Here is a 6,665-nt window from a genome sequence, read left to right as displayed (position 1 = left end):
CGATGTCTTCTACGGTCTCCACGGGGGAGGCAGAATCCATGTGCACATTGAGTTCAGTGTCATCGATGGTGACCTCGGCGACCGGGAAGTCTGTGGTGTGGGAGGCGATCAACCCCATCGCTTCGGGAACGGTCATACCGTAGTCTGCGATTTCTTCTTCGATAGGCACGATTTCCAATGATGGTGCCGCGGCTTCAAAGTCGGACTCCACACGGGCGACGTCGTCGAGGTCTTCAAAAGTGGCGCTCAGTGTTTCTGTGGCTTCGGCCAGATCGGCTTCGTCGAGGGCATCGAGTTGAATATCAACGGTATCCGAACCCATCATGCCGCCACCGGCTTCGAGTCGGAATTCCCCGGCCTGTGGGTTGTCTTCAAAGTACGCATCCAACGTTGATTGGATATTGGTTTCGGCCTCGGACTGATCAGCCCCGGGATCAGTAATGAGGGTAAATGACGCCTGGTCAGGGCCACTGCCCATCATGCCACCGCCGATATCGGCCTGCACCGTATCGACCTGTTCAACTTCAGCGAGTTCTTCTTCTAGCTCGCGGGACAGTTCTGAAGTGCGTTGAAGCGTTGAACCTTGCGGCGCGGTGTAGGTCACGGCGTGCATGTTCATGCCGGTGTCGGCCAGCAGGTTAACTTTCAGGGCCGGCACCAATGCGAGAGAACCGACAAAGACACCGAGGGCGACGACGGCGGTGGTCCAGCGGGTACCACGAGATTTGATGGTCCAGGCGATGATCGGACGGTAGAGCCGTGCCATCCAGTTGGTGGTGACACGGATATCCGTGTCAGTCATCTGAGCGGCTTTATCACCTCGGATCCGCTGATTGCGCATGAACCAGTATGCCAACACCGGCACGATGGTCAGCGCCACGATGGTGGAACCGACCATGGCTAAGACTACGGTGAGCGCAAATGGTCGGAAGAGTTCGCCGGCCATGCCCTCAACCAACAGGATCGGTACAAACACCATGACCGTGACGACCGTCGAGGAAATCACCGCCGATGAGACTTCACCGGTTGCTCTGGTAATGGTCTTGGCTTTCGATTCACCTTTGGGCGCCTGCCTGAGATGTCGCATGATGTTTTCTATGACAACGATCGAGTCGTCAACCATGCGCCCAATGGTGATCATCAAGCCGGCAAGCGACATCATATTGACCGTTGTGCCGGTGGCCAGCATTCCGACAAACGCAAACAGCACCGACAGTGGAATGGTGATACCGGTAATGATGGTTGGACGAATCGATAACAGGAAGACGAAAATCACCAGTACGGCCAGGGCCAGACCCCACAGCCCCTCATTGGCAAGACCAGCGATAGCGTCTTCAATGAATTCGGCCTGGTCAAAGACCACGGTAAATTCGGTGCCCGAACCCATTTGCTGTGCGGCTTCATCCATTTCAGCGAGGGCTTGTTCGGAGACTTCAATGAAATTGGCGTCATTGGACGGCAGCACTAACAGCGTGATGGCTTCGTTGCCGTTGGTCCGCGATAGGGATTCTGCTTCGGCCTCGGTCTGTTCGACTTCAGTGACCTCGGAGAGCTGTATCGGCGCTCCCTCGTCAACAGGGATCAGTGTCGCCGCCATGTCATCGACGTCGTCGAAAGCGTTTCCGATAGAAATATCGAGGGATTGATGATCGTCAGTCACGTTGCCACCCGGGAAGACGACGCCGGCATCCTCCAGTGCATCCACAATGGCCGAACGGTCGAGCCCTTCTGCCTCCAAGGCGTCATCGTCGGGAGACAGTCGAACAATTTCCTCATTGGCACCGAAGAGCTGGACCTGGGCAATACCAGGGATGTTTTCGATATCGGAGCGCGCGGATTGTTCAAAGCGCCGGTCCAATTCGGCTGCGGGAAGTTCCGAACTCATGGTCACCACCATGGCCGGGATATCGGCTGAACCACCAGACAGCGTTGTGGTGGTTGTCCCATCGGGCAGCTGGTCATCCAGGGAGTTCAATAAGGTATCAGTTTGGGAAGCCGCGCGAAACACATCGGAACCATATTCCATTTCCAACGTCACCATGGAGAAATTGGAACTGGAGGTCGACGACGTCGACGTCACGTTATCGACGGCGGTCAACTGTCGCTCAATGGGCTCGGCTACCTGGTCGGCCATTTGTTCTGAAGAGGCTCCCTGGTTGGTGGCAGTGACCGCAACCGTTGGTAACTCAACCGGCGGGATCAGCTCACGCCGTAGCATGTTAAGCGAAACGAGCCCCAAGACCATGATGACGATGGTGACTAAGGCGATGAAGGCACGATTCTTCATGCTGAGTTTGACGAGCCAGTCCAATGTGGTCCTTCTATAACGTATGTATGGGTAGCCTGAGTTCTTGGAACAACTTACCCTAAACGGGCGTTGGGCACTCAACACCAAATCTGACGGAACGAAAGCGATATATGGACGTACAGCGAAAACTTCGGCCACGGGCCAAACGCGTAGGAGCCTATTTGGCGATTGTGGTGTTCCTGACGATGTTCATCCCCACCCCGTACACGATTCAGGCACCTGGGCCGACGTTTGACACCCTCGAACAAGTCGAGGCGGAAGGTACGACCCACGACATGGTCGAAATCGATGGCGCCGAGACATATCCCACGAAGGGTCGTCTAGATCTGACTACGATCTCGGTTTCAGGACCGCCGACGTCGTCGTCATTGGTACTCGAGGTGCTGTTTCACGCGCTGCAACCGTATCCGGCGATTACTCCGGCGGAGTTGCTGTACCCGCCGGAAACCACAGGCGATGAGGTGCGTAATCAAAATGCTGAAGCCATGGTTGATTCGCAGTCGTGGGCGGTGGCTGCTGCGCTAGAGCACCTCGACAAGGACTACATGCAGCGACTGTTTGCCTTGGACTTCACCGAGGATTCACCGGCTCGAGGCATTTTGGAGCCAAATGACGAGATCGTGAGCGTCAACGGCACTGAAATTACTGGTCACGGGCAGCTGGTGAATACTATTCAAGACGCGCAGGGCGAGCCAGTGGAGATGACCATTCGTCGCAATGGTGCCGAACAAACCCACACCATCCCGGTGGCCCAGGGCGAAGACGGGACGTATCAGGTCGGAGTCTTTTTGGATTCGGAGTTTGAGTTCCCCATCGACGTCGATATCTTCTTGGAAGACGTCGGAGGACCGTCTGCTGGGTTGATGTTTACGCTGGCGTTAATTGATCGCATGACCGAAGAATCTGTGGCGGATGGACGCCACATCGCCGGAACCGGAACCATTGATCCGGATGGCACTGTGGGGCCGATCGGCGGTATACAACAGAAGGTTACCGCCGCAGCATCCGAGGGCGCCAGTATATTTCTGGCCCCCGAACTGAACTGCGAAGAAATCACTCACGTGCCGGGTGGCATGACCGTTTATAGCGTCGATACGTTGGACACGGCGATAGAGATTTTGGATGCGCCAGAAGGTGAAATGAATTACCCAACCTGTTCATAGGCTGTCAGTTCGCTAGAATTTCACTGATTGTACAAAAAATTAGTCGGGCATGGCCCGCAGATAGGAAACTACCGTGAGTTTCGGACAAGGATTCGGTGGCATATTCGGCCGCCCGAATGATCCCTCCGGTGGCTCTGACGATTCCGGCGGTGCCGACCGCGGCAACGGTTTCTCGTCAGGCAGCGGAGGCTCGTCAGATGGCGATGCTAGAAGTAGCGGCGGCGCAGGTTCGCGTCGTCCAGGAGCACTACTCCTCACACTGATCATTCTCGGTGTGCTGGTGGCACTCTTCGTGCTGTTTACCATGGTCTACACGGAGGTGTTGTGGTTCAACCATCTGGGATACCAACAGGTGTTCTGGACCGAGTACACCACCAAGGCAATACTCTTTGTTGCTGCTGGTCTCCTGATGGCCGCGATTACGTGGTTGGCATTACATCTGGCCTATAAATACCGGCCTAAGAACCTCGCCGGGCAACTGCGCCGCAATGTTGAGCAGTATCAGAAGCAGCTCGAACCGATCCGCCGTTTGGTTTTCATCGGTGCCCCGATCCTCATTGGATTCTTTGCCGGCACCGCCGCCATGAACGGGTGGGAACAGGTTCTGCTGTTCTTCAACCAGGTGCCGTACGGCATGGAGGACCCAGAATTTGGTCTGGATATGACCTTCTTTATGGCCACGCTGCCCTTCTTGAACACCATGATCTCTTTCCTGGTGTCAATCGTGCTTGTCGCAGGTATTGCCGGCCTCATAGTGCACTACCTCTACGGCGGAGTCCGCATTGAAGAGGGCTCTGGAGTCACGGTGGAACGTGCTGCACGCTTCCACATCCTGATTTTTGCCGGCGTCTACATGTTGCTGCAGGCTGGCCGCTTTTGGCTTAACCGCTATGGCACGCTGCAGGACCAATCCGGTAACTGGGCCGGTGCGATGTACACCGACGTCAACGCCGTCATCCCTACCTCCACCATTTTGGCTATCGCCGCGATTTTGATCATCGGCTTGTTCATCGCAACTATGATCACCGGACGGTGGCGCCTTTCTATCATTGGTGTTGCTGGTTTCCTCGTGGCCGCATTGATTGCCGGTGCGATTTACCCGTTCCTGATTCAGGAATACCGGGTAAGCCCAACCGAGCAGACCATGGAAGCCGAATACATCGAGCGCAACATTGAATTCACTCGCGAAGGCTATGACGTCTCCGATGTGGAATACACCGACTACGCAGGTGAAACCGCTGCGGAACGTGGCGCACTTGCCGGTGACGCCGCAACCACCGCAAACGTCCGACTGATGGACCCGAATCTGCTCAGCCAGACCTTCGGTCAGCTGGAACAGTTCCGTCCGTACTATTCCTTCCCGGAAACCTTGCACGTCGACCGTTATGAAATTGACGGCGAAGTCCGAGACGCGGTGTTGGCAGCCCGTGAAGTCAACCCGCCCAGTGATGACTCGTGGGTCAACCAGCACGTGATCTACACCCACGGTTACGGCATTGTCGCCGCAGATGCTTCGGAAGTAGGTGGCGGTGGACGCCCATCGTTCCTGCTCTCAGGTATTCCAACCTCTGGTGTACTGGCTTCTGAAGATGACTACGAGCCACGTATTTACTTTGGCCAGAACTCACCGGACTACTCCATTGTTGGGAAAGAGGGAGACGCACCGCACCGTGAACGTGACCGTCCTCAGGAAACCGGCTCGGACCAGGACACCTCCTACACCTTCTCCGGTGACGGCGGTCCAGCCGTTGGTGGCTTGTTCAACCAGTTGGCCTTTGCCATCAAATTCGGGGCAACGGAAATCCTGTTGTCGCAGGACGTGAACTCACAGTCACAGATCCTCTACGACCGTGATCCAGTTGAGCGCGTCGAAAAAGTGGCACCGTATCTCGAAGTAGATACCAATACCTACCCGGCCATTGTTGACGACGAAGTTCTGTGGATCGTTGATGGGTACACCACTTCGGATGCCTTCCCATACTCGGACCAGTCTCAGTTGGAATCGGCTACCACCGATGCGCTCAATGTTGATCAGAACCTCACCTTGACCGGTCAGGTCAACTACATTCGTAACTCGGTCAAAGCGACCGTGAACGCATACGACGGTACGGTCACCCTGTATGCCTGGGAGCCGGAAGATCCACTGCTGCAAGCGTGGATGGAGGTCTATGACGGTACTGTGAAACCGTACTCGGAAATGTCGGCTGATCTCATGGCCCATGTCCGCTACCCGCAAGACATGTTCAAGGTGCAGCGTGAGCAGCTGGCTCGGTACCACGTGGATGATCCGGGTGACTTCTACGAGAACAACGATGCTTGGTCTATCCCAGATGACCCAACATCAGGTGCTGAAAATGACGTCAAGCTCCCGCCGTATTACATGACCATGCAGATGCCTGGTCAGGATCCAGCGTTCCAGCTGACGACGCCATTTATTCCACAGGAGCGTGAGGGCGTAGCCCAGCGAAACGTCTTGTACGGATTCCTGGGTGCCAATGGTGACGCAGGAACCGGTGAAGACGGTGTCAAATCTGACGAGTACGGTCACTTGCAGATGCTTGAACTGCCACGTCAGACGACGACTCCAGGTCCTGGACAGGCGCAGAACAACTTCAACTCTGACGACACCGTTTCGCGTGAACTCAACCTGCTGCGTCAGGGTGCTTCCGATGTGATCAACGGCAACATGATTACTTTGCCGGTCGCTCAAGGTATCCTCTACGTCCAGCCGGTTTACGTTCGTTCAACCGGCGAAACGTCCTACCCGGTCCTGCGAAAGGTACTGGTGGCATTTGGTGATGAGGTCGGCTTCGCTGACACCTTCGCCGAGGCGCTGGACCAAGTCTTCGAAGGTGACGCCGGTGCAGAAACCCCAGAGGAACAGCAGGCCCAAGAGCCAGCTGAGACCGAAGGGGAAGAGGGCACTGAAGAAGAAACCGAGCAGGCTGAGCCTCCAATGGCCGATGCTCCATCTGCGCAGCTTGCTGATGCACTCGATGAAGCACGCGATGCCATGGCTCGCTCTGAAGAGGCGATGGCCGATGGCGACTGGGCAGCATACGGTGAGGCACAAGCTGATCTGCAAGCTGCACTGGAACGTGCCATGGAACTCGACGACGGTGAAGACCCAGCAGAAGACGAAGGTGACGCTGCTAACAGTGACACCGAAAACGGCTCTGACTAAGGGTTATGAC

At 55.9% G+C, this 6,665-nt stretch carries 3 protein-coding genes; 2 read left to right on the top strand and 1 reads right to left on the bottom strand.

The annotated features are described in order from the left end of the window. The coding region (locus L0H14_RS03465) for an efflux RND transporter permease subunit (protein ID WP_301421397.1) at positions 1-2,311 on the bottom strand (2,311 nt) is incomplete at its 3' end. Positions 2,312-2,418: 107 nt separating this feature from the next. Between L0H14_RS03465 and L0H14_RS03460 the strand changes: the two genes are divergently transcribed. Then, entirely contained in the window at positions 2,419-3,471 is a 1,053-nt protein-coding gene (locus L0H14_RS03460; protein ID WP_301421395.1) for a PDZ domain-containing protein, read from the top strand. A 73-nt stretch (positions 3,472-3,544) separates the two neighbouring features. Next, positions 3,545-6,655 carry a UPF0182 family protein gene (locus tag L0H14_RS03455; protein WP_301421394.1) on the top strand — a complete coding sequence of 1,037 codons (3,111 nt, stop codon included), beginning with the start codon at positions 3,545-3,547 and terminating at the stop codon, positions 6,653-6,655. Positions 6,656-6,665: the final 10 nt, after the last annotated feature.

Origin of the sequence: Yaniella sp. (assembly GCF_030453185.1) — a bacterium.
Classification (GTDB): Bacteria; Actinomycetota; Actinomycetes; order Actinomycetales; family Micrococcaceae; genus Yaniella.
This window is presented reverse-complemented; position numbering and strand designations above follow the sequence as displayed.

Bases quoted from the DNA above. Each gene is read 5' to 3' on its own strand.
- L0H14_RS03460 (WP_301421395.1), top strand. From the start codon at position 2,419: ATGGACGTACAGCGAAAACTTCGGCCACGGGCCAAACGCGTAGGAGCC.